Origin of the sequence: uncultured Tateyamaria sp., assembly GCF_947503705.1 — a bacterium.
Classification (GTDB): domain Bacteria; phylum Pseudomonadota; class Alphaproteobacteria; order Rhodobacterales; family Rhodobacteraceae; genus Tateyamaria.
The window spans coordinates 77,869-100,799 of sequence record NZ_CANNES010000003.1 but is presented as its reverse complement, the minus strand read 5'-3'; the positions used below and the strand labels follow the sequence as shown (position 1 = coordinate 100,799).

Here is a 22,931-nt window from a genome sequence, read left to right as displayed (position 1 = left end):
GTGGGTGGGCGGGAACGCTTCAAAAAGGGCGTTCCGACCTCTCAGAATGGGGCCTCGACATCGCCCATGCGCACATAAACCGACTTCAATTGACTATAATGATGGATCGCCGCCTTGGAGTTTTCGCGGCCCACACCCGACTGTTTGGACCCGCCAAAGGGCGCCTCGACCGGGGCATCGTTATAGGTGTTGATATAACAGGTGCCCGCTTCAAACCCGGCGGCCACACGATGGGCGCGGCTCAGATCGCGGGTGAACACACCCGCAGCCAAGCCAAATTCCGTGTCATTGGCACGCGCCATCACATCTGCCTCGTCCTCGAAATCCAGCACGGCCATGACGGGGCCAAAAATCTCTTCGCGCGCTATGGTCATGTCGTCGGTCACATCGGCAAAAACGGTGGGCTCAAGGTAGTAGCCGTCCCGATCCAGACGTTTGCCGCCATAGACAAGCCGTGCCCCTTCGGCCACGCCCTTGGCGATATAGCTTTGCACGATCTCCATCTGCCGGGCACTGACCATGGGCCCAAAGCTGGTCTCGGGATCTTGGGGGTCTCCAATTACGGCGGTGGCCAGACGTTCGGACAGCCGGGTCAGAAACGCCTCTTTGATGTCGGTATGGACAAAAACGCGGGTGCCGTTGGAACAGACCTGACCCGAGGAGTAGAAGTTGCCCAGAATCGCGCCCGAAACTGCGTTTTCAATCTCCGCATCCTCGAACACAATCATGGGAGATTTGCCCCCCAGTTCCATGGTCACGTGCTTGATGCCCGCCGCAGCGGCGGCATAGACTTTGCGCCCGGTGGGCACCGATCCGGTCAACGACACCTTGTCCACGTCTGGGTGGCTGACCAACGCAGCCCCCACGTCGCCCAGGCCCTGAATGACGTTGTAAACGCCTGCAGGTGCGCCCGCCTCATGCAGGATTTCCGCCACCTTCAACGCGCAAAGCGGCGTTGTTTCGGACGGCTTGAACACCATCGTGTTGCCGCAGGCCAGCGCAGGCGCGCCCTTCCAGGACGCGATCTGGGTGGGGTAATTCCAGGCCCCGATGCCGACGCACACGCCCAGCGCCTCGCGGCGGGTATAGATCCAGTCTTCGCCAAGTTGGATATGCTCACCCGTCAGGGTTGCGGCCATACCGCCGAAATACTCCAGCGCATCCGCCCCGCTTGTGGCATCCACAACGCTGGTTTCCTGGTAAGGTTTGCCGGTGTCGTAGGTTTCCAGCACGGACAGCTCATGATTGCGTTCGCGCATGATGTCGGCCGCGCGGCGCAGGATACGACCCCGTTCGGTACCGGTCATCGCCGCCCATGCCGCTTGCGCGCCCCGGGCGGAGGCCAGCGCCTGTTCGATGATTGCAGGCGTGGCGGAATGTACTTTGCCGATCACCGCGCCCGTGGCGGGGTAGATCACGTCGATGGGTGTTCCATCCGTATCTTCGACATATCGGCCACCGATGAAATGGCTGGCCGTGGGTTGGGTTGGATAGGTCATGATCGCCTCCGGCGGGAGTATTTTTGGAACAATGAAAGGGTTATTCGCCTCGGGGGAAGCGTTGGTTTTCCTCAAGCACGTTGAGGTCCATGTGGTTGCGCATGTAGCGTTCGGACGCTTTTTGCAGGGGCTGATAGTCCCAGGGATAGTATCCCCCCTCGCGCAGCGCCTCGTAGACGACCCAGCGCCTTGCCTGACTGATCCGGACATCCGCGTCGAACTGATCAAGATTCCACCGCGCCTCGGATTTTGCCCGTAACTGGTCAAGGGTGCCCTGATGTGCAGGTACGTCCGCAAGGTTCGTCAGCTCGTGTGGATCAGCGTCGAGGTCGAAAAGCTGATCGGGGTCCAACGCACAACGATTGTATTTCCACTTGCCGTACCGCAGCGATACCATCGGCGCGTAGGACGCCTCTGCCGCGTATTCCATGGCAACGGGTTCGGTGCGTTCCACGCCCTGCCCTTGCGGCACAACGCTTTGGCCAGTCGTCCACGGGGCGATCTCTGAAATGTCGACGCCTGCGAGGTCACAAAGCGTTGGGCAAATGTCGATATTGCTGACCGGATCGGTGACCAAGCCCGGTTCCATCTGGGGCGCGCTGATCATCATCGGTACGCGCGCTGACCCTTCAAAAAAGGACATCTTGAACCACAACCCACGCTCGCCCAGCATATCGCCGTGGTCCGAGACAAAGAGGATGATCGCCTCTTGGCGCGTCGCCTCAAGCGCCTGCATGACCTCACCGATCTTGTCGTCGATGTAGGAGATATTGGCGAAATAGGCACGGCGCGAGCGGCGGATATCCTCATCCAAAATCGTGAAGTTATCGCGGTCATTCGCATCGAGAATGCGTTGCGAATGGGCGTCCTGTTCTTCGTACGGGATTGGCTCCACCTGTGGCATCAGATGATCGCAACCCTCGTAAAGGTCCCAGTACTTCTTGCGCGCCACATAGGGATCATGCGGATGCGTGAAACTGACTGTCAGACACCAGGGCCGTGTGTCGTGACCCCGCCCAAGATCATAGACCTTGCGCGTGGCGTGATAGGCCACCTCGTCATCATATTCGAGTTGGTTGGTGATCTCGGCCACACCCGACCCGGTGACAGACCCCATGTTGTGATACCACCAGTCGATCCTCTCACCCGGTTTACGGTAATCGGGCGTCCAGCCGAAGTCAGGGGGATAGACGTCGGTGGTCAGCCGTTCTTCAAACCCGTGCAGCTGATCGGGGCCGACAAAGTGCATCTTTCCCGCGAGGCAGGTTTGATAGCCGGCCCGGCGCAGGTGGTGGGCGTAAGTGGGGATCGAAGAGGCAAATTCAGCCGCATTGTCATAGACGCCCGTGGCACTTGGCAACTGCCCCGACATGAAGGCCGCCCGCCCCGGCGCGCAAAGCGGCGAGGCAGTGTAGGCATTGGAAAACCGGGTGGAGCGTGCGGCCAGCTTTTTCAGGTTGGGCGCGTGCAACCAGTCGGCAGGCCCGTCGGGAAAGAGGGTACCGTTTAGCTGATCCACCATGAATATCAGGATATTGGGCCGGATCATGCGCGTGCTCCAATCAGCGTATCAAGGGTGCGCAGTGCAGTTTTTTCCGCCGTACCTGCATCAATGTCCACGGCCAGGGCTGCGCGCAGATAGAGCCCGTCAATCAGGGCCGCTAACAGTTCCGCATCCGCCCGGGGCGTGGCACTCAGTGGTCGCAGGGCATGGGTCAGGTTTGCATGCAAACGCCGCTGGTAGAGCCGCAAGAGGCGGTGGGTTTCAGCCTGTGTCGTGGCCTGGGCATAGAGCGTCATCCAGGCGCTGACGGTGGCCGGATCAAAGCAGGAGGGCGCAAAGCTGGCCGCGATCAGCGCTTCGGCCCTCTTACGGGGCGTGCGGGCAGCGCGCAGGCCGATGACCACCTCGGCCCCGAACTGGCGCAGAATCTGGCGCATGGCAGCCAGGAAAATCTGATCCTTGCCGCCAAAATAGTGGTGCGCAAGAGCCGTGGACATACCCGCTCTCTTGGCGATCTGCCCGACGGTCACATCCAATGATCCTGCGGCACCGATTTCGGCAATCGTCGCCTCGACCAATGCAGCGCGGCGTATCGGTTCCATTCCCAGCTTTGGCACGGGAGCCCTCCGTTTCAAGACGTCGGGCAACCTGATTGTTTTTTATTGATCAGTCAATCAAGAAAAATTGGAGGCGGTGCATCACATCTTTGTCGCGGGGGTCGGCGGCGTGATTGGTGCGCGTTTCAGCACCGCCTCGCGCCAGGTGATGAAGGTGACAGAGGCCAGAATCAGCCCCCCACCCAAGATCACCCAGATGTCCACAGGCTCGGCAAATACCAAAGCGCCCAAAAGCACCGCCCAAACCAACTGCAAGAACGTGATCGGTTGGGTCACGGTCACAGGGGCGGCGGCAAAGGCCATCGTCATCGTGTAGTGCCCCGCCGTGGCAAAGCAGGCAACGGCAAACAAAAGCCCCAGATCGCCCCAGCTTGGCGTCACCCAATCGGCCAGCGCAAAAGGCGCCAAGCCAATGGTCACAAAGATCGACAGCATCGCCACGACGACTGCTGGTTTGGCCTCGTCCGCCATGATCTTGGCCAGCAAATAAGAGCCCGCAAAGGTCACCGCGCAGAACAGCATCGCGATGTGGCCGGTTTCAACCTCGCGAAAACCGGGCCGCAAGATCACAGCGGTCCCGATCAGCGCCACGGCAATTGCCGCAATCCGACGCATGGCCAGTTTTTCGCCCAGAAAGAGGGCCGCACCGACACTGACATAGACGGGCGCGAGGTAGTTCATCGCAGTGACTTCGGCGATCGGGATGCGCGTCATTGCGTAGAACCACAAGATCACTCCGCCCGAATGAAACACACCCCGCAAGGTAAAGAGCTTCCATTGCCGCGCTGTCAGATGCGCCTCCCGCACTGCGGGCAACATGGGGAGCAGGAACACCAGACCCAGCAAATAGCGCAGAAAGGCCGCCTCAGCCGGGGGCACGCGTGGCCCCATATATTTGACCAGGGCGGTCACGGCCACAAAACACAGGCCCGTGACCAACATCCAGAAGATGCCCACGAGGGGTTTGGAGGGGGAAGCCGTCATAGGCACATCAAGGCCCATGTGGCGTTCAGGTGCAAGCGGGATCGCGCCGAAATCCGGGATCCGGGGGAATGGCAATTAAGGCGGGCAAGGATTAGGGCGGACAATTGTGGCCAACCTGCTCAGAGCTATACGTTTTTTGCACATCAGCCTTGCACAGATGCAGGGCGCAATCCGGTTGAGCCGTACATAGGTTTTTGACATACCGGCGCTCCGGCTGCTGCCAGGTATTGGCAACTGTTCAAATTATCACGGTGATCTGAACCGAGATGATTGGCGTATCAGTTATCAATACCCATATGCTGGTCAAGAAGAACAAGGATGCACTCCGATGCGCGACGAGACACACAGCGTTGATTTGACCCAACAGGACCTCGACCTGATTGAAACAGCCCTGCAGACGCAGGAAAAGATTTTGTCGGTACAAAGCCGAGCAGGTGGCAGTGCCGCGCGCACGCGTCTGAACAACCTCAAGGGGTTGATGCGGCGTCTGCGGCGGCAAACGCCGATGGCGGGTGCCCCGGTGGCCTCCAGCTGGAGCCAGGCGGCACGGCAGCTGTTCTTCTAGGCTCTGGTCCCAAAGGCCCAATTTGAGCGCCGCCCTCGGCGAAGGGGCGGCGTTTTGCTTTTCAGACGGCGTTACCCGTCAAGCTGCGCCATGACCTCGTCGCTGGCTTCAAAGTTGGTCGTGACCTGCTGAACGTCGTCATCATCCTCAAGGGCATCCACCAGCTTCATCAGCTTTTCCATCCCCTCGAGGTCCATCTCGGTTGTGGTTGTGGGGCGCCAGACCAGCTTGGTCGACTCGGATTCACCCAATTCGGCCTCCAGCGCGTTGGACACGTCATTGAGATCGGTATCGGCACACCAGATCACATGACCGTCCTCGGTGCTTTCCACGTCTTCAGCCCCGGCCTCGATGGCTGCCATCATGACGGTATCTGCGTCGCCGACTTCGACGGGATAGCTCACCGCCCCCTTGCGGTCGAACATGAAGCCTACACTGCCCGTCTCGCCCAGATTTCCGCCGTTTTTGGTGAAGGTCGAGCGCACGGTTGAGGCCGTCCGGTTGCGATTGTCCGTCATCGCCTCGACGATGACAGCCACGCCATTGGGGCCGTAGCCCTCATAGCGGATTTCCTCGTAATCATCCCCGTCGCCCGCCTGGGATTTTTTGATCGCGCGGTCGATCACGTCCTTGGGCACAGAATTTGACTTGGCCTCCTTCACGGCCAGACGCAGACGCGGGTTCTTGTCGGGATCAGGGTCGCCCATCTTTGCGGCCACCGTGATCTCCTTTGACATTTTGGAGAAAAGCTTGGCGCGGATCTTGTCCTGGCGTCCCTTGCGGTGCTGGATGTTCGCCCATTTTGAATGGCCTGCCATGGGAGGTCTCCTGTCGTGCTGAATGCATATGCGATTGCGCACGGCTATAGGCCAAGGGCGCCACCGGGGGCAAGCCCGCCCCGCACCTGTGCACCGGCGCAGAGGGCACGCGCGCAGACGACAGATGAAGGTCGGTCATACGCGCGCTAGGATTGCGCGGACGCATACCGAAGGACAAGAAAATGGGCGTGATGATCAACGGCCACTACCAGCACGACGACCCCGGCCCCGACACCACGGCGCACGGGGCATACGAGCGGGCCAAATCGACGCTGCGCCACTGGATCACAGCGGATGGGCCGTTCACTCCCGATTCAGGGCGCTACCACCTCTTTGTGGCGTGGAATTGCCCCTGGGCGCATCGCACGCTTTTGGTGCGCGCGGTCCTAGGGCTGGAGGACGCCATATCTGTCAGCATCGCCAAGCCGCGACGTACGGCAGAGGGCTGGGTGTTTGACGCGAGCGGCCCCTATGGCGATGGGTTGCTCAGGGCCAATGCCGTGCATCAAGTCTATGCGCGCCAAAGGCCTGCCTATACCGGGCGGATCACGGTGCCCGTTCTGTGGGACAAAAACTCGCAACAGATCGTGTCCAACGAAAGCGCCGATATCGTGCGGATGCTTGCCCAAGAGTTTGATCCCGCAGGACGGCTGGTGCCGCAGGCCCATTTGGCGGACATCGATCACTGGAACACAATGATCCACACGCAGATCAACAATGGCGTCTACCGCGCCGGTTTCGCACGCACGCAAGAGGCCTATGACAGTGCTGTCACTGACCTTTTTGCTGCAATGGAAAAGGTCGAGAACCATCTGGAGCAACACAAAACGCTTGTGGGTGAACAGCTGACCGAGGCCGACCTGCGGCTCTTTCCCACGCTGGCACGTTTTGACGTGGCCTATCACTACGCGTTCAAGTGTAACCTCGCCAAGCTCAGCGACTGTCCAAACCTTTGGGATTACGCCCGCGCGCTGCACAACATCCCCGGCATCGCCGAAACGGTCAAACCCGAGATTTACAAGGCTGGCTATTTCTCGCCCTCCGAATTGCGCAACCCGCTGGGCATTGTGCCCAAGGGCCCTCACGTGGATTGGAGCACCCCGACCAAACGCCAGATCACGCTGAGCTGACGGGTCCGCATCCGCGTTCCGACAAGTTCCGGCGGCAGCCACAGGCCGGGGGCAGAGCCGCAAATGGAAAAGCCTCACTGGCCAAAATCCCGCTGGCCCCGGCACACGCACGTGCCTAGGGTGACGCATGACTATTGACCAGATCATCCTCTTTTCGCTCTTTGCGCTTGTGTTTGGCTTCTTGCTCTGGGGCAAGTTTCGCTATGACATCGTTGCCTTTTCCGCCCTCATGATTGGTGTGGTGCTGGGGGTGGTTCCAACCAAAGATGCCTTTTCCGGATTTGGGCATCCCGCTACGCTGGTGGTGGCGCTTGTTCTTGTTGTTTCCGCCGGTTTGGTACGCTCGGGGGCCGTGTTTTTGATCACGCGGACGCTGGTGGATGCCAGCCGGGGCTTGGGCAGCCATATCGCCTTGATGGGGGCTGTGGGTGGTGTCCTGTCCGCATTCATGAACAATGTGGCGGCCCTTGCGCTGCTGATGCCCGTTGATGTGCAAACGGCACGCAAAGCCGGGCGCAGCCCGGGCCTCAGCCTCATGCCGCTCAGCTTTGCCACGATCCTTGGCGGCATGGTCACGTTGATCGGCACGCCACCCAATATCATCATTGCCACAATCCGGCAGGACAGCCTGGGCGAGCCGTTCAAGATGTTCGACTTTGCCCCCGTGGGCGGGATCGCGGCCATCGCCGGACTGACCTTCGTCGCTTTGATCGGGTGGCGTTTGATCCCCGCGCGGGGTGACGCCACGACCGAACTTGAGGACATGTCGGAATACATCGCCGAGTTGACAGTGGCCGAAGGCTCAAAACTGATCGGTACACGGCTGGGCGCGTTGCAGGACGAAGCGGACCGCGCTGACGTGGCCCTGATCGGCCTGATCCGCGACGGCAAAAGGCGCTATGGGCGCAGCCAGAACACGCTTCTGAAAGTGGACGATGCTCTGGTGCTAGAGGCGACGCCTGACGCGCTGGACGAGTTTCGCGCCGCAACCGGTCTGGCAGTGGCCGACGCCAAACGCGAAGAACAACTCAAAGCGGGCGGTGACGGTGTCGAGATCATCGAAGTGGTGGTCACGGAGAACTCCCGCCTGGTGGACCGAACCGCGCAAAGCGTGGGCCTGTCCTGGCGGCAATCCACGGTGCTCATGGGCATCTCGCGGCAGGGGCGCAAGATCACCCACCAGATCCGCAAGACACCGATCCGCACCGGCGACATCCTGCTATTGCTGGTGCCACGCGACACAGGGCCCGAAGTAACAGGGTGGCTGGGCTGTTTGCCATTGGCCGAACGGGGCCTAGCCGTAACGGCGGATGACAAGGTCTGGCTGGCCATTGGTCTCTTTGCGGCGGCCGTGCTGGCGGCCAGCGTCGGGCTGCTCTATCTGCCGGTGGCGCTGGGGCTGGTTGTGGTGGCCTATGTGCTGTCCAAAATCGTTCCGCTCGCGGAACTCTACACTCACATCGAATGGCCCGTGGTGGTGCTCCTGGGCTCGATGATCCCGCTGGGCGCGGCATTGGAAAGCTCGGGCGGAACCGAGCTGATCTCGGGTTGGCTGGTCGCTTTGACGGCGGGCCTGCCTGCATGGGCCGTCCTGACGGTGCTAATGGTGGTGACGATGAGCTTGTCAGACGTGTTGAACAACACCGCCACCACGATTGTGGCGGCCCCTGTGGGCATTCAGATGGCCCAAGCGCTGGACGTGTCGCCCGACCCCTTCCTCATGGCAGTGGCGGTGGCTGCCTCTTCTGCCTTTCTCACCCCCATTGGACACAAGAACAACACGCTGATCCTTGGCCCGGGTGGCTACCGGTTCGGCGACTATTGGCGCATCGGCTTGCCGCTTGAGGTGATCGTCATCGCTGTTTCGATCCCCGCTATCCTTGTGTTTTGGCCGCTCTGAGCCGGGCGCGGCGGAAACCGACACGGTTTCCGGGCCGTTTTCCGTGACGGAAAACGCCTGCGCCCGGAGATGAGGGTGTGCGTGGCCTTGTTCCTGCACACCTATCGGATAACGATGAACGTGCTTAGCCCATGAAGGAGGCTCACATGGATCAGGCCGATGCAATTGTTGTTGGGTCGGGGCTTGCTGGCCTCGCTGCAGCCGCCGAATTGGGTGACCGCGGCAAGACTGTGATCATTCTCGACCAGGAACCCCGCAGCTTTCTGGGTGGACAGGCGTTCTGGTCGCTGGGCGGGCTCTTGATGGTCGATACGCCGGAACAGCGGCGCATGGGTGTGCGCGACAGCCGCACACTGGCGCTGCGCGACTGGATGGGCAGCGCCCAGTTTGACCGCCCCGAAGATGCAATGCCCCGCAAATGGGCCGAGGCCTATATCAACTTTGCCGCTGGTGAGATGCGCCCCTGGCTTCATGCTATGGGCCTGCGCTGGTTTCCGGTGGTGGGCTGGGCCGAACGCGGGGGCGGCTTTGCCGATGGGCACGGCAATTCCGTGCCCCGCTTTCACATCACTTGGGGGACGGGCCCAGGGATCATCGAACATTTCGTCCGGCGCTGTGAAGAGCATGAAGCGGCAGGCTTGATTCACTTCAAATTTCGTCACCAGGTCGACCGGATCGACATGGAAAACGGCGCCGCGAAAGGCGTCAGCGGTACCGTCCTCGCCGATGACAACGCAGCGCGCGGTCAAAAGACCAACCGAGACGTGGTTGGCGATTTCGCCCTGCGCGCCCCTTCGGTCGTCGTCACATCCGGTGGCATCGGCGGCAACTTCGAAATGGTTCGCAAGGTCTGGCCCACCGATCGCCTTGGCCCTGCCCCCAAGGACATGGTCGCAGGGGTACCCGCGCACGTGGATGGCCGCATGATCGGGATCAGCGAGGCCGCAGGCGGCCATGTTATCAACGGCGACCGGATGTGGCACTACACCGAAGGGGTCAAGAACTGGGATCCGATCTGGCCCGCCCACGGCATCCGCATACTGCCGGGGCCTTCGTCGATGTGGTTTGACGCGGAAGGCAACCGCTTTGCGCCCCCTGCCCTGCCCGGCTTTGACAGCATGGGCACGCTGCGCGAGATTCTGAAAACCGGCTATGATTACAGTTGGTTCGTGCTGACCCAAAAGGTCATCAAAAAGGAATTCGCCCTTTCCGGTTCCGAACAGAACCCGGATCTGACGTCCAAGAAATGGGCCGAGGTGATCCGCCAGAGGATCTTGTCCGGTGCCAACGCCACCGGGCCTGTCGAAGCCTTCAAGGAAAAGGGTGAGGATTTCGTGGTTGCCAACGACCTCGACACACTGGTCAACGGCATGAACCAGGTGGCAGGCGGCAACCTGATCGACGTAGCAAAGCTGCGCGCCCAGATCGAGGCACGCGATGCGCAGATCGACAATCCGTTTTCCAAGGACGCGCAGATGATGGCAATCCATGCCGCGCGCAACTATCGGGGCGACCGGCTTTTGCGCACAGCAAAACCGCATAAATTCCTGGACCCGGCCAACGGCCCGCTGATTGCGGTCAAGCTGCATATCCTGACGCGCAAAACGCTGGGCGGGCTGCACACCAACCTCGACAGCCAGATGATCGGGGCCGACGGCCAAACCGTGCCGGGCCTCTTTGCAGCGGGCGAAGTGGCGGGTTTTGGCGGTGGCGGATACCACGGCTACAACGCCCTGGAAGGAACGTTTCTGGGCGGCTGCATTTTCTCGGGACGCGCAGCCGGGCGCAGTGGCGCGATCGCCTGACAGGCGCAAAGCAGGCCCAACCGGCATGGACGCCTTTCACCTTTAGAAAAAGACCTTATCACATGACCGACCTGCAATTTGACCTCTTCCCAGACTATTTTCAGTTTCATGCTTTCGACGCGCAATCAAATGGCGTTGACGGCGCTGCCTGGTCAGAGACAGCCGTATATGCACGGGTTGCCCTAAATGCGCATGGTTTTGCTGTGAGCACCGCTCGAAACATGGACGTTCCGGTCAGGCTCGTCGTTTCTGATACGCCCCCCACCTTGGACTTGGCTTTGTGGGATCATGTCGTTGAATTTTCCATTGAGGTCCCTTCTGGTCAGTTGATTGTCGCGGGCTGCACGGATGACTTGGCGGACGCGGAACAGATTTCTTTGGAACGCGGCTGCTATGCAGTGCGCGTACTCCAAGCCAATCTGGCGACCCTGTCAGAAGACGGCCTTGACGGCGAAGACCACTACCGCGTCGAGCTTTGGAAAGGGCATAACACCTTGCTCAAGGTGCTCAAACAGTACTCTGAGCCAGGTGGATCGGACGCATCTGCACCATACGGCTCGCAATAATTCGCAGGTCTGTCCTTCACAACGGCCAGATGAACGGGATCACCACCGATGCCAGCAGCCCCACGCTCAGGTTCAGAGGAATACCCACGCGCATGAAATCAGTGAACTTGTACCCGCCGGGGCCGTAAACGAGCATGTTTGTCTGATACCCGATGGGCGTCGCGAAAGAGGCGGATGCCGCCACCATCACGGCGACCACCAACGGGCGCGGGTCGATGCCCAGCGCGGTGCCGAGGCCGATGGCTATCGGTGTCACAACTACGGCCACAGCGTTGTTGCTGACCAGTTCGGTTAAAACCGAGGTCAGCAAATAGACCGCCCAAACGATCAGGAACGGGGGCAACAGGCGCAGCGCAGGCGCTACTGCGTTCACGATCAGGGCTACAGCGCCCGAGGCCTCCAAAGCGGCCCCAATGGCCAGCATGGAAAAGATCAGCGCCAGCAAACGCCCATCGACAAAGGAAAACGCCTCATCCGCGTCGATGCAGCGTGTGACCAGAACCACCGCAACAGCCAGAACCGACAACAAAAAGATGGGCGCGACGCCCATTGCCGCGAGCCCCACAATGGCCAGCAAGGTGAGCAGGGCCACCGGCGCATGGCCCCGGCGAAAGGCGCGTTGCGAGGGTTTGGCCACGTCCACCATGTCCATGTCTGCCGCCAGGCGCTGAATGTCCTCGGGGGCGCCCTCCAACAAAAGCGTATCACCGACGCGGACCACCAGTTCATCCAACTGCACGCCGATATTCTGGTTTCGCCGGTGCACCGCCAGCGGATAAACCCCATAGCGGCGGCGCAAGCGCATCGCACCCAGTGACCGGCCGATCATCCGGCACCCCGGGGTGATCAAAACCTCGACCGTAGTCGTCTCAACCGCGCCCACCTGGTCCAGACGTTTGAGTTCCTTGTTGCGTTGCAAGCTCAGGAGTTCCGTCATCTGCGTGCGCAAGATCACCCGGTCTCCTACCTGCAACTCAACCCCCGCCATGTTCCGGCGCAGCGACAGGTCCCCCCGGATCACGTCAATCAGACGCACGCCTTCCCGCTTGAAAAGCTGCACACCAGACACTTCGCGCCCGATCAGGTTGCTTTCGGGGGGGATCACGGCTTCAGTAAAAAATTTCATGCGGCTGCGGTCGCTGAGAAGCCCGGCCATACTGTCCCGATCGGGCAGCAAAATGGGGCCGAAAAAGCGCAAATAGATCATACCCCAGACCACCAGAATAATGCCCAGCGGCGTGACCTCAAAGATGGTGAAGGGTGCCATGCCCTGGGCACGGGCAACCCCGTCAACCAACAGGTTGGTCGAGGTACCGATCAGGGTCAGAGTACCGCCCAGAATGGCCGCATAGCTCAGCGGTATCAACAGCTTGGAGGGCGACACCCCCAGCGTCTTGGCCAACTGGACAAAGACCGGGATCATAACAACCACCACCGGCGTGTTGGACACGATGGCCGAGGCAAAGATCACAAAGCCCATCAGCATCACGATCGCCAGCACCGGATTGGTCCGGGCCTGTCGGTCGGCCAGCCCGGTGAACGCCTCCAACGCGCCTGTGCGCACCAGCGCACCCATGATGATAAACATCGCCGCAATGGTCCACGGCGCCGGGTTCGACAGCACCGTCAGCGCATCGTCATAAGGCAGCACACCCAGTGCCAGCAAAACGCCGACCCCGGCGATGGCAACCACTTCGGTGGGAAAGCTTTCGCGCAGAAATAGGACGAACATGACGAAAACCACCGTCAACGTCACCACCGCGTCGCCCGTTTGCGAAAGCTCAAAAAATCCCATGGCTCGTGCCTGTTTTGCCGCGATCAGCGGCCACTGTCCCTGATCATGCCGCCCGCTTCAAGCGATGCTTTGCGTGGCTGCACCATATACATGCCGATCATCATCAAACCCAAAGCCCCCCAGAAGGTGGCGGGATAGGCCTCGCTCAGGACCAGCCAGGCCCAGAATATGCCAAAAAGCGTGACAAGGTAACTGATCTGTACCGCAAAGACAGGCCCGGCCCGGCCCACAATCCAGACATAGCCGGTATAGGCAATCACATGCAGCGTGGCGCTGATGACCTGGGCGATATCAGCAGCCCCATAAGGCGGGCCAGGGTCGATCCACTGGCCAGAGCCAAGGGCAAGCGGGAGGGCGACAAGGGTTCCCACGATGGAAGCACCCCAGAGCACCTGGATTGCATCCAACCCTGCGGTGCCCCACCGCGCCACATAATTGCCCTCAAACGCGTAGAACAGACCGGAAATCAGCCCGATGCACACCCAGAATACTGGAATGCCCCCCGACATATCCGCCCCGGGCAGCACGATCATCAGCACCGCTGCCAATCCCATGGCCAACCCGCAGAAGCGGCGCCATTCAAAGCGGTCCAGAGCAAGGAAAAGCGCAATGGGAAAGGCCCAGATCGGGATCATCGACAACAGGATCGACATCACGCCTGACGGCAAGTGCACCGCCGCCTGATAGCTGGCCGTATTGGGCAGGACAGAGCCGATAAAGGCAATTAGGACATAGACCCGGATCTGCGCCCGGCCCAACAGCAGACGCTTGCCCAGCAACAGCCCCACACCGGTCATCACCACGGTGCCAATCGCCATTTGCCAAAAAAGCAGGCCAAAATGCTTATATCCTGTGCTGACGGCAATCTTGGTCAGTGGCATCGTCATGCCCCAGGCCGCCCCCAGCAAGATCAGGATGCCGGTGTAAAACAGCAATGCGCTTCGGGTCATGGGCCCGTCTGGCTCAACAATCCGCCCTGGCGCACCATCTCGATCCGGGTGGCGCGGCCATCAGGGCCGGTTTCCACGTAAACGCCAGACAGGGTCGCGGGGCCAAGGGCCGGCTGAAACCGCTCTTTCGGCATGCCGGTGATAAAACGGCGCAGGGGTTCGTCCCGTTGCATCCCGATCACCGAGTTGTAATCACCGCACATCCCCGCATCGGTCAGGTACGCACAGCCCTTTGCCAATATCATTGCATCAGCCGTGGGCACATGGGTGTGGGTGCCGACCATCAGGCTTGCGCGGCCATCACACCAGTGGCCCATGGCCATCTTTTCCGACGTCGCCTCGCAATGGAAATCCACGATGATCGCATCTGCCTGGCCGCCCAGAGGGTGGGCGCGAAACACCGTCTCAAGGGCAGAGAAAGGATCATCGAAGGGTCGCTTCATAAAAACCTGCCCCAAAGCTTGGGTCACCAAGACGGTCCTGCCTCCGCGTGCGGTGAACAGACGCGCGCCCTTGCCCGGCGAGGCTTTTGAAAAATTCAGCGGGCGGATGATACGCGGCTCGTGCTCTATGAACTGTAGCATGTCTTTCTGGTCAAAGGCGTGATCGCCGAGCGTCACACAGTCGGCCCCCGCCTCCAGGATGGCTTTGGCATGGGCCCCGGACAAGCCCATGCCAGAGGTTGCGTTCTCGCCGTTGACGACCACGAAATCGAGGTCCCATTGGTCGCGCAGCCGGGGCAAGTGATCGGTGATCGCCTGACGGCCTGCACGGCCCATCACATCACCCAAAAAGAGAAGTTTCATGGCATAGGCCTAGTGCGCCCTCACGGCCACGGCAAGTCAGAACCCATCATTCTGCTAGCGAAAACGTCTCGGGCGACGGCGCGTCAGCGCCAAGGGGCAGAGCGGCCAGCACCCTCGATCACTTCCCGTTCGGTCACGATCAGGTCGAGGGGTTGGTCGGTCGGCTCCAGCGGCAATGCTTCGGCTTCTTGCGCACCATAGGCAAATCCGATGGCCAAGGTCGCGCGCCGCGCGCGCAGCCTCTCCAACGTGCGGTCATAGAAGCCGCCACCATAGCCCAACCGCCCCCCCGCCCGGGTGAAGGCCACCAAAGGAACAATGACGATCTCTGGGTCGAGGAAATCATCCGTCTCCGGCACACGCGCCCCAAAGGGGCCGTCGCGCAGCGGCCCATCCGGCGCCCAGCGCGAAAAGCGCAAAGGCGCGCCCGCTGCCATGATGACAGGCACACATACCGGCCCATGGGCGGCCGCTTCGGCCATAGCAGGCAAGGGTGAAATCTCTGACCGGATCGGCATGTAGCCGGCCAAAGCTACGCCGCGATAGCCCGCCAGAACCGAAGATAACAAGCCACACGCCCCGCCCGCATCAAGGTCAAACGCCGCCTTACGCGCGGCAAAGGCGGCCTTGCGCGCTGCCGCCTTTGCCACGGTCAGGTCCATTGTGCCACGCCCATGGGACGGTGGGTGGGGCGCATTGCGGCGCAGCCCGCAACAGCGTCAGTCCACCGGCTCACAGCAGAACCAGAGCCGCGAGGCCCAAAAAGGCAAAGAAGCCAACCACATCGGTTACAGTGGTCACAAAAGCGCCCGAGGCCAACGCGGGATCAATGCCAACGCGATCCAGGATCACGGGAATGACGGTACCCGCCAAGCCCGCCACCACCATGTTGACGACCATGGCCGCGGCAATCACATAGCCAAGCGCGGGCGAGCCGAACCAGATCACGCCAACGATGCCCATGACAACCGCAAAAATCATGCCATTGATCAGGCCCACGATCACCTCGCGCCGGATGACGCGCCACACGTTGGCGCCGGTCAAATCCTTGGTGGCCAGCGCGCGAACCGCTACAGTGAGCGACTGCGTACCCGCATTCCCCCCCATGGAGGCCACGATGGGCATCAGCACGGCCAGAGCCACGATCTGGGCCAACGCCATCTCGAATTGCGCAATCACAAGCGAGGCCAGGATCGAGGTCACAAGGTTCACCGCCAACCATGGAATGCGCCGCTTGGTCGTTTCGCGGACACTGTCCGACAAGGCCGATTCCTCGCCCACACCGGCCAGGCGCAGGATGTCTTCCTCATGCTCTTCGTCCAGAACGGCCATCGCGTCATCAATGGTGATCGCCCCGATCAAACGCCCCTCGTCATCGACGACGGGGGCCGAGATGAGGTGGTATTGGTTGAACGCATAGGCAACGTCGCTTTCGTCCTGGCTGGCTGGAATGACCTGAAAGGTTTCTTCCATAAGATCGGCCAGCGGCACCTCGCGACGCGAACGCATCAGCTTGCCCAAAGTCACATTGCCCACCGGATGCAAGCGTGGGTCAACCAGCACCAGATGATAGAACTGGTTGGGCAGATCGTCTTCTTCCGCGCTGCGCAACCGGTCGATGGCTTCGCCGACGGTCCAATGCTCGGGCGCCATGACGACTTCGCGCTGCATAAGGCGGCCGGCGGAGTATTCCGGGAAGGCCAGCGATTGCTCGACCAACGCCCGGTCGGCATCCTCCAGCGCGTCCAGAATGACCTCTTGCTGGGCGTCGTCCAGGTCCTCGATCAGGTCGACCACATCGTCACTGTCCAGATCGCGGACCGCGTCGGCCAGAACGGCGGGTTTCAGGACGGCAATGACCTCTTCGCGGATCGATTCGTCGAGTTCCGACAAAATGTCGCCGTCAAACTCGCGGTCATAAAGGCGGATCAGGCGTGACCTGTCAAAGGCGTTGATCTGCTCCAAAAGGTCTGCAATATCAGCAGCATGGAGTGGCTCCATCAGCTTGGTCAGCTGCGCGCGGTCCTCAATATCCACGGCATACAGGATCGCCGAGACGTCTTTGCGGCCCAGTTGATAGGCGTTGTCGTCCGCGCTCTCGGCGCTTTGCTCGATCTCTTCCGACATAGGGGCCCCTTGCTGCAGCCTTGACCATAGGGCGGCGCATTTGCGGATACAACCGTCGCCAAAGCCGTGAGGCGAGGGCCACGCCTTCCAATTGCGCCATGCCGCGCGCAGGCTTATAGGCTGATCATATGACCCAGCAAACACTCCTGACCGGCCACGTGCTATTGACCCATGGCGACCCGTTCTTGGACCCCGACGCCGTGCAGATTGCGCCCAGCCATGGGGTGTTGATCGAGGCAGGGCATATAACGGCCCTCGGGCCTGCCGACGACCTGCGCGCCGCAGCACCTGACGCCACAGAACACGCCCATGGTGACAATCTGATCATGCCCGGATTTGTTGATGCGCATGCCCACTACCCCCAAACTGCAATGATTGCTTCCTGGGGCAAGCAGTTGATCGACTGGCTGAACACTTACACCTTCCCCGAAGAGGCGCGTTTTGGTGACCCTGCCTATGCGACCGATGTTGCAGGTCGTTACCTGGATCTGCTGCTGGACAACGGAACAACGACAGTGGCCTCCTTCACCACGATCCATCCGTCCTCGGTAGATGCGTTTTTCGAAGCGGCGCAAGCGCGCGCAATGCGTGTTGCTGCAGGCAAGACCTGTATGGACCGTAACGCGCCGGATGATCTGCGGGACACGGCGCAATTGGCCTATGACGACAGCAAGGCGTTGCTGGAGAAATGGCATGGCGTCGGGCGCGCGGAATATGCGATCACACCGCGCTTTTCACCGACCTCCACGCCTGCCCAGATGTCAGCGTTGGGCGCGCTTTGGGCGGAGCATCCTGAGTGCCTGATGCAAACGCATCTGTCTGAACAGGTGGACGAAATCGCCTGGGTGTCAGAGCTTTACCCGGAGGCGCGGGATTATCTGGACACATACGAGGCGCATGGCCTTTTGGGTGCGCGCGGAGTGTACGGGCACGCCATCCATTTGACGCCACGCGAAGTGGACCGGTTGGCCGAAGTTGGGGCCGGATTGGCCCATTGCCCGACCTCAAATACGTTTATCGGGTCAGGGTTGATGGATGTGGCGGGTCTCGCTGCGCGGCGGATTTCGCTGGGATTGGCCACCGATACCGGCGGCGGGTCGTCCTTTTCGATGCTGCGGACGATGGCGGCCGCCTATGAGATCGCCCAATTGCGCGGGACCGCCCTGCACGCCCGGCAGTTGCTGTGGCTGGCAACAGCCGGATCGGCACAGGTTCTGCATATGCAAGAAAAGGTCGGCGCGATTTCTGTGGGCAAGGAGGCGGACATATGCGTATTAAATCTCGCCTCCACCCCCGCCATTGCGCAGCGCAGCGCCCAGGCGCGGGACATCTGGGACGCCGTCTTTGCCACGATCATGATGGGCGACGACCGCGCCATCGCCCAAGTCTGGGTGTCCGGTCAACGCCAGCGCAACGGAATTTGACACAAATTCCGGCCGTTTTCCGATCATCGGAAAACGCCAGCGCCTAGCAGGACGCGCCCAACACCATGACCCAGCGATCACCGGTGGCGCGGGCCACCCCCACCGATTTTGCCTTGCGGCTCAGGATATTCTTGCGGTGCCCACTGGAATTCATCCACGCGGTCATCACCGCAGGCAGGGACTGCTGGCCAAAGGCCACGTTTTCCGCGCCAAAGCAGTAGTTGTAGCCGACCCGCTTCAGCCGCTTTGCCAAATCAGACCCGTCCGAACCAGTGTGGCTCATGAATCCGTGCCGCGCCATATCCTTGGCGTGGGCCTGTGCTGCGGCCTCAAGCCGTGAGTCATATGACAGTGCCGCACGCCCGTTTGCCTTGCGCTCTGCGTTCACCGCCGCCAGCACGCCCGAATTGGCCGCTGCCATACCTGCCATCAGCATCATGATGATGCTCAGAATTCCAATCTTCATCTACTGCCCTTCGCTCAATTGCCGCACCAATGCGGACTGGCGCTTGAGTACCGCGCCGAGGTTAATGTTTACCAAATGCCCGTCGCGGACCACCTGTCGTCCTTCAACAAACACATCACGTGCAGTCGTTGGGCCTGCCAGCAACAACGCCGCCGGGTCCCAGCTTCCGGCGGCGACTATGCCCGAGACGTCCCATATTGCAATATCTGCGCGACATCCCGGTGAAATCCTGCCGCAATCGGGCCGCCCGAGCATATTTGCGCCACCCCGTGTCGCAATTTCAAGCGCTTCACGCGCGCTCATAGCGTCCGCCCCATTGGCCACGCGTTGTAACAGCATCGATTGGCGCGCCTCCGCCACCAGATTGCTGGCATCATTGCTGGCCGATCCATCCACGCCCAAGCCCACAGACACGCCCGCATCCCGCATGGCTCGCACCGGCGCAATGCCCGACCCCAACCTGCAATTTGAGCACGGGCAATGCGCCACGCCCGTGCCCGTTTCAGCAAAAAGGGCGATCTCGGAGGCATCCAATTTCACGCAATGGGCATGCCACACATCCGGACCGGTCCAGCCCAGGTCCTGGGCATATTGCCCAGGCCGACAGCCGAATTTTTCCAGCGAATAGGCGACATCCTCGTCGTTTTCCGCCAGATGAGTGTGCAGCATCACCCCCTTGTCCCGCGCCAATAGGGCTGCGTCGCGCATCAACTCCCGACTGACCGAAAAGGGCGAACAGGGGGCCACGCCCACCCGGCACATCGCCCCCGGCGCGGGGTCATGAAAAGCGTCGATAACGCGAATGCAATCTTCAAGAATGGCAGCTTCATCCTCGACCAGCGCGTCGGGGGGCAGGCCACCATCGCTTTCGCCAATGCTCATTGACCCACGCGTGGGGTGAAAGCGCAGGCCAACGGCCGCCGCCGCCTCGATCGTATCCTCCAACCGGCTGCCATTTGGATAGAGGTACAAATGATCCGTGCTCAGCGTGCAACCTGACAGCGCCAATTCAGCGAGCCCAACCTGAGCCGAGATATTCATATGCTCAGGCGTGAACCCCGCCCAGATCGGATAGAGCGTTTGCAGCCACCCAAAAAGCAGCGCATCCTGAGCCGCTGGCACCGCCCGCGTCAACGTTTGGTACAGGTGGTGGTGCGTATTCACGAGGCCCGGCGTCACGACACAGCCTTGGGCCAGCACGACCTCGCCCTCGCTGTGCAAGTCCTGGCCAACTTCGACAATCACGCCATCGCGGATCAGGATATCCGCGCCTGTCAACTCGCGCCGGTCATCGTCCATCGTCACGATGTGGGACGCGTCGCGGATCAACCATTCGTTCATGCGCTGCCCTGCAAGATCACCAGAGCTGCGGCATGAATATCGGCATTTGCCGCCGCAAGGGCACGCCCGCCTTGATGAACCGGGCCACCCGCCCAGTCGGTCACGATGCCGCCCGCCGCCTCTATCAAGGCAATTGGCGCTTGAATATCATAGCTGTTCAAACCGGCCTCAATCACCAAATCAATCTGGCCCGCCGCCAACAACGCATAGGCATAGCAGTCCATACCATAGCGCACCAGTTTGGCGTGCCGGGCCACGGCTTCAAAACTTGCCCGATCCTGCGGCGTGCCCACTTCGGGAAAGGTGGTGAATAAAACGGACGAGGACAGATCGGTCGTTGTCCGCGTGCGGATCAGGCCGCGGCCATGGGGTCCGATCATCTGGGCCGCCCCGGCAGCCCCGATGAAACGCTCTCCGATATATGGCTGATCAATGATGCCCAGAACCGGGCCGCTGTCGGGGCCCACAGCGATCAAAACGCCCCAGGTCGGGGTGCCCGCAACAAACCCGCGCGTCCCGTCAATCGGGTCCAAAACCCATGTCAGACCACTGGTGCCGACAGCATTCCCAAACTCTTCGCCCACAATCGCATCATCTGGCCGACGGTCGGCCAAGACGGCGCGCATTGCCTCTTCGGCGGCGCGATCAGCGACGGTCACAGGGTCATAGCCGTCATCCAGCTTGTTGTCGGTGCGCAGATCAGCAGTGCGAAAATGTGGAAGGATCGCCGCGCGTGCGGCATCCGCCAACGCATTGGCCACGCTCTTGAGTTCATCGATATCGTAAGTCATGCTCCGGGCGTGCCAGAGGTCAGGCCCCCGCGCAAGTCCTGCAATGCGTTAATTCAGGCGACGTCGCTCAGGACGCGGGCCAGTTCGAACAACCGGCGACGCTGGTTTTCGGGGATCGCGTAGTAGGTGCGCACAAGATCCATCGCTTCTTTGTCGCCCAACATGTCTGCTGGCGCATCACTGGCGCGTTCACTTGCATTGGTTCCGGTTGTGCCCGCAAGCCCTTCGAAAAAGAACGCCGCAGGCACGCCCATTGCCTCACCAATATCCCAAAGGCGCGATGCGCTGACGCGGTTGGCGCCGGTTTCGTATTTCTGGATTTGCTGGAACTTGATGCCCACCTCGTCCGCCAGTTTCTGCTGGGTCATCCCAATCAGCCACCGCCGTTGGCGGATACGTTTGCCGACATGAATATCTACGATATGAGGCATCTGAATACTCTAGGCTCCACCAGGTCGCCGTCAATTTGACGGTCATTTCGAGACTTTTTGTCTTGGTTCGGGAGAGAGCCGAGCAAGGCGCCGCACCCCTGTTGTGGCGGAACCATAGGCCGAAAGCGGTGAAAATACAACGGAATCTACCCAAGGTAGATCAGGCGCGGTCAAATTGACGTTCACGTCAAGTCGACCGGCGCAGCATAATTTGCGCGAATTTCGTTAACGGTTTGAGCGGCTTGGCACTGTAAGGGCATGGAAACGGCCCCAACCGTCGCGGCAATGTCCATGTTCTATCAACACGTTAGGAGCATTGACGGCGGGCACAACCGACAGCAGAGTGTCACGCCGACTTGCAAGACCCCACACCGTGCCGCAGAGCAGCGTCACAAAACAGTTAGCGCGACGCGAGAATCCGCCGATTTGCCCGTGTTTCTCGCTGAAACGCGATTCGCTCTGCGATCAAACTGCACGTAATTGCGCCGTCTCTGTTGCCCCAAAGGCGCGGCGCAGCAGGTTGACCATCGCGTCATGCACCTCGTTTTGCGACGACCCTGCCCCGTAAAGGTTAATCCGCTGCGCTGGCAGGTCCGGCAGCACGCCGCCATGGTCGATCCGGTCCAGGTGCGGCGGCTCGGTCCCTTCGATCATCGTATGGACCGCAAGATCGGCGCTGACAGTCGCCTCAATCGTGCGGTCGCTTTCGGTCTCGACCACCACATCCCAGGGAATGTCCGCCTCATCCAGACGCTCCACCACCCGCGGGCGGAACGTGCATTGCCGCCCAAAGGCCAGCTTGAGGGGGCGCTGACGCCAGGCCGAGCCGCCGGGCGCGCCAATCCAGCACAGCGGCTTTATACAAAGCTCTTCCCCGCCCGCGTCCATGCCAGTTTCGGTGGTCAGGATGATGTCGCACGCACCTTTGGCGAATTCCGATTTGAGGCGGCGGGTATAAGAGCTGTCGAGCTGGACCTTGACCCTAGGAAAGGCCGCATGGAATTGCTTCAACACGCGCGGGATCGCAGGATAAACGATGTCATGTGGCACGCCCAGGGTGATCTCTCCCTCATAGGCCTGATCCGTAAGCCGCGAGATCACCTCGTCATTGAGGGCCACCATGCGGCGGGCATAGACCAACAACTGCTCGCCCGAGGCGGTCAGAGCAATCGAGCGCCCGGACCGATCAAAGAGATCCAGGCCCAAAACCTCCTCCAACCGCTTGAGCTGCATCGAAACAGCCGACTGGGTCAGGTGGAGAAAGCCCGCGGCGCGCGTGACGCCCCCGCTTTCGGCCACGGCCACAAAAGAGCGCAGAGTGGTCACGTCCAAATTCCGCATATCACATTCCTTGATGTTTTGGGTCACAAACATTCGTTTTTAAAATGTGCCACAGTCCGCCATATACATCA

The 22,931-nt window shown here is 60.8% G+C and carries 21 protein-coding genes; 6 read left to right on the top strand and 15 right to left on the bottom strand.

The window, feature by feature from the left end:
• Positions 1-41: 41 nt before the first annotated feature.
• From betB to Q1A44_RS09070, 4 genes are all read right to left on the bottom strand, one after another.
• Positions 42-1,499 carry a betaine-aldehyde dehydrogenase gene (gene betB, locus Q1A44_RS09085; protein ID WP_299623255.1) on the bottom strand — a complete coding sequence of 486 codons (1,458 nt, stop codon included), beginning with the start codon at positions 1,497-1,499 and terminating at the stop codon, positions 42-44.
• Between the two features lie 40 nt (positions 1,500-1,539).
• A complete protein-coding gene (gene betC / locus Q1A44_RS09080) occupies positions 1,540-3,048 on the bottom strand; it encodes a choline-sulfatase (protein ID WP_299623252.1) in 1,509 nt (502 codons plus the stop codon).
• Positions 3,045-3,620: a transcriptional regulator BetI gene (gene betI, locus Q1A44_RS09075; protein ID WP_299623249.1), complete on the bottom strand. Its 576-nt coding sequence runs from the start codon at positions 3,618-3,620 to the stop codon at positions 3,045-3,047. The genes betC and betI overlap by 4 nt, the downstream gene beginning before the upstream one ends.
• A gap of 81 nt (positions 3,621-3,701) precedes the next feature.
• Entirely contained in the window at positions 3,702-4,604 is a 903-nt protein-coding gene (locus Q1A44_RS09070) for a DMT family transporter (RefSeq protein WP_299623245.1), read from the bottom strand.
• A gap of 328 nt (positions 4,605-4,932) precedes the next feature.
• Between Q1A44_RS09070 and Q1A44_RS09065 the strand changes: the two genes are divergently transcribed.
• Positions 4,933-5,169: a hypothetical protein gene (locus Q1A44_RS09065; RefSeq protein WP_299623242.1), complete on the top strand. Its 237-nt coding sequence runs from the start codon at positions 4,933-4,935 to the stop codon at positions 5,167-5,169.
• A 71-nt stretch (positions 5,170-5,240) separates the two neighbouring features.
• Here Q1A44_RS09065 and Q1A44_RS09060 read toward each other — a convergent pair whose 3' ends face one another.
• Entirely contained in the window at positions 5,241-5,987 is a 747-nt protein-coding gene (locus tag Q1A44_RS09060; RefSeq protein ID WP_299623238.1) for a YebC/PmpR family DNA-binding transcriptional regulator, read from the bottom strand.
• Positions 5,988-6,169: 182 nt separating this feature from the next.
• On the opposite strand from Q1A44_RS09060, the gene Q1A44_RS09055 reads away from it, so the two are divergent.
• From Q1A44_RS09055 to Q1A44_RS09040, 4 genes are all read left to right on the top strand, one after another.
• Positions 6,170-7,117, top strand: a complete 948-nt coding sequence (locus Q1A44_RS09055) for a glutathione S-transferase C-terminal domain-containing protein (RefSeq protein ID WP_299623235.1) — start codon at positions 6,170-6,172, stop codon at positions 7,115-7,117.
• 127 nt (positions 7,118-7,244) lie between these two features.
• Positions 7,245-9,017 carry an SLC13 family permease gene (locus tag Q1A44_RS09050; protein WP_299623232.1) on the top strand — a complete coding sequence of 591 codons (1,773 nt, stop codon included), beginning with the start codon at positions 7,245-7,247 and terminating at the stop codon, positions 9,015-9,017.
• Between the two features lie 146 nt (positions 9,018-9,163).
• Positions 9,164-10,822 carry an FAD-binding dehydrogenase gene (locus tag Q1A44_RS09045; protein WP_299623228.1) on the top strand — a complete coding sequence of 553 codons (1,659 nt, stop codon included), beginning with the start codon at positions 9,164-9,166 and terminating at the stop codon, positions 10,820-10,822.
• Positions 10,823-10,884: 62 nt separating this feature from the next.
• Positions 10,885-11,388, top strand: a complete 504-nt coding sequence (locus tag Q1A44_RS09040; protein WP_299623225.1) for a hypothetical protein — start codon at positions 10,885-10,887, stop codon at positions 11,386-11,388.
• Between the two features lie 16 nt (positions 11,389-11,404).
• Here Q1A44_RS09040 and Q1A44_RS09035 read toward each other — a convergent pair whose 3' ends face one another.
• The 5 genes from Q1A44_RS09035 to mgtE form a co-directional block, all read right to left on the bottom strand.
• On the bottom strand, positions 11,405-13,207 hold the full coding sequence (locus Q1A44_RS09035; protein WP_299624223.1) for an SLC13 family permease: 1,803 nt from the start codon (positions 13,205-13,207) through the stop codon (positions 11,405-11,407).
• Complete coding sequence (locus tag Q1A44_RS09030; RefSeq protein WP_299623222.1) at positions 13,207-14,133, bottom strand: DMT family transporter; 927 nt, start codon at positions 14,131-14,133, stop codon at positions 13,207-13,209. Before Q1A44_RS09030 ends, Q1A44_RS09035 begins: the two co-directional genes overlap by 1 nt.
• A complete protein-coding gene (locus tag Q1A44_RS09025) occupies positions 14,130-14,939 on the bottom strand; it encodes a TIGR00282 family metallophosphoesterase (protein WP_299623219.1) in 810 nt (269 codons plus the stop codon). Before Q1A44_RS09025 ends, Q1A44_RS09030 begins: the two co-directional genes overlap by 4 nt.
• An 83-nt stretch (positions 14,940-15,022) precedes the next feature.
• A complete protein-coding gene (locus tag Q1A44_RS09020) occupies positions 15,023-15,601 on the bottom strand; it encodes a 5-formyltetrahydrofolate cyclo-ligase (protein WP_299623216.1) in 579 nt (192 codons plus the stop codon).
• A 70-nt stretch (positions 15,602-15,671) separates the two neighbouring features.
• Complete coding sequence (gene mgtE / locus Q1A44_RS09015) at positions 15,672-17,066, bottom strand: magnesium transporter (RefSeq protein WP_299623212.1); 1,395 nt, start codon at positions 17,064-17,066, stop codon at positions 15,672-15,674.
• Between the two features lie 128 nt (positions 17,067-17,194).
• On the opposite strand from mgtE, the gene guaD reads away from it, so the two are divergent.
• Positions 17,195-18,490: a guanine deaminase gene (guaD, locus tag Q1A44_RS09010; protein WP_299623209.1), complete on the top strand. Its 1,296-nt coding sequence runs from the start codon at positions 17,195-17,197 to the stop codon at positions 18,488-18,490.
• 43 nt (positions 18,491-18,533) lie between these two features.
• Here the strand turns inward: guaD and Q1A44_RS09005 are convergent, their stop codons facing one another.
• From Q1A44_RS09005 to Q1A44_RS08985, 5 genes are all read right to left on the bottom strand, one after another.
• Positions 18,534-18,956, bottom strand: a complete 423-nt coding sequence (locus tag Q1A44_RS09005; RefSeq protein ID WP_299623206.1) for a CAP domain-containing protein — start codon at positions 18,954-18,956, stop codon at positions 18,534-18,536.
• Entirely contained in the window at positions 18,957-20,297 is a 1,341-nt protein-coding gene (locus Q1A44_RS09000) for an 8-oxoguanine deaminase (protein WP_299623203.1), read from the bottom strand.
• Complete coding sequence (hisN, locus tag Q1A44_RS08995) at positions 20,294-21,088, bottom strand: histidinol-phosphatase (protein WP_299623199.1); 795 nt, start codon at positions 21,086-21,088, stop codon at positions 20,294-20,296. Before hisN ends, Q1A44_RS09000 begins: the two co-directional genes overlap by 4 nt.
• A gap of 53 nt (positions 21,089-21,141) precedes the next feature.
• Complete coding sequence (locus tag Q1A44_RS08990; RefSeq protein WP_299623196.1) at positions 21,142-21,519, bottom strand: helix-turn-helix transcriptional regulator; 378 nt, start codon at positions 21,517-21,519, stop codon at positions 21,142-21,144.
• A 465-nt stretch (positions 21,520-21,984) separates the two neighbouring features.
• On the bottom strand, positions 21,985-22,860 hold the full coding sequence (locus Q1A44_RS08985; protein ID WP_299623192.1) for a LysR family transcriptional regulator: 876 nt from the start codon (positions 22,858-22,860) through the stop codon (positions 21,985-21,987).
• Positions 22,861-22,931 lie beyond the last annotated feature (71 nt).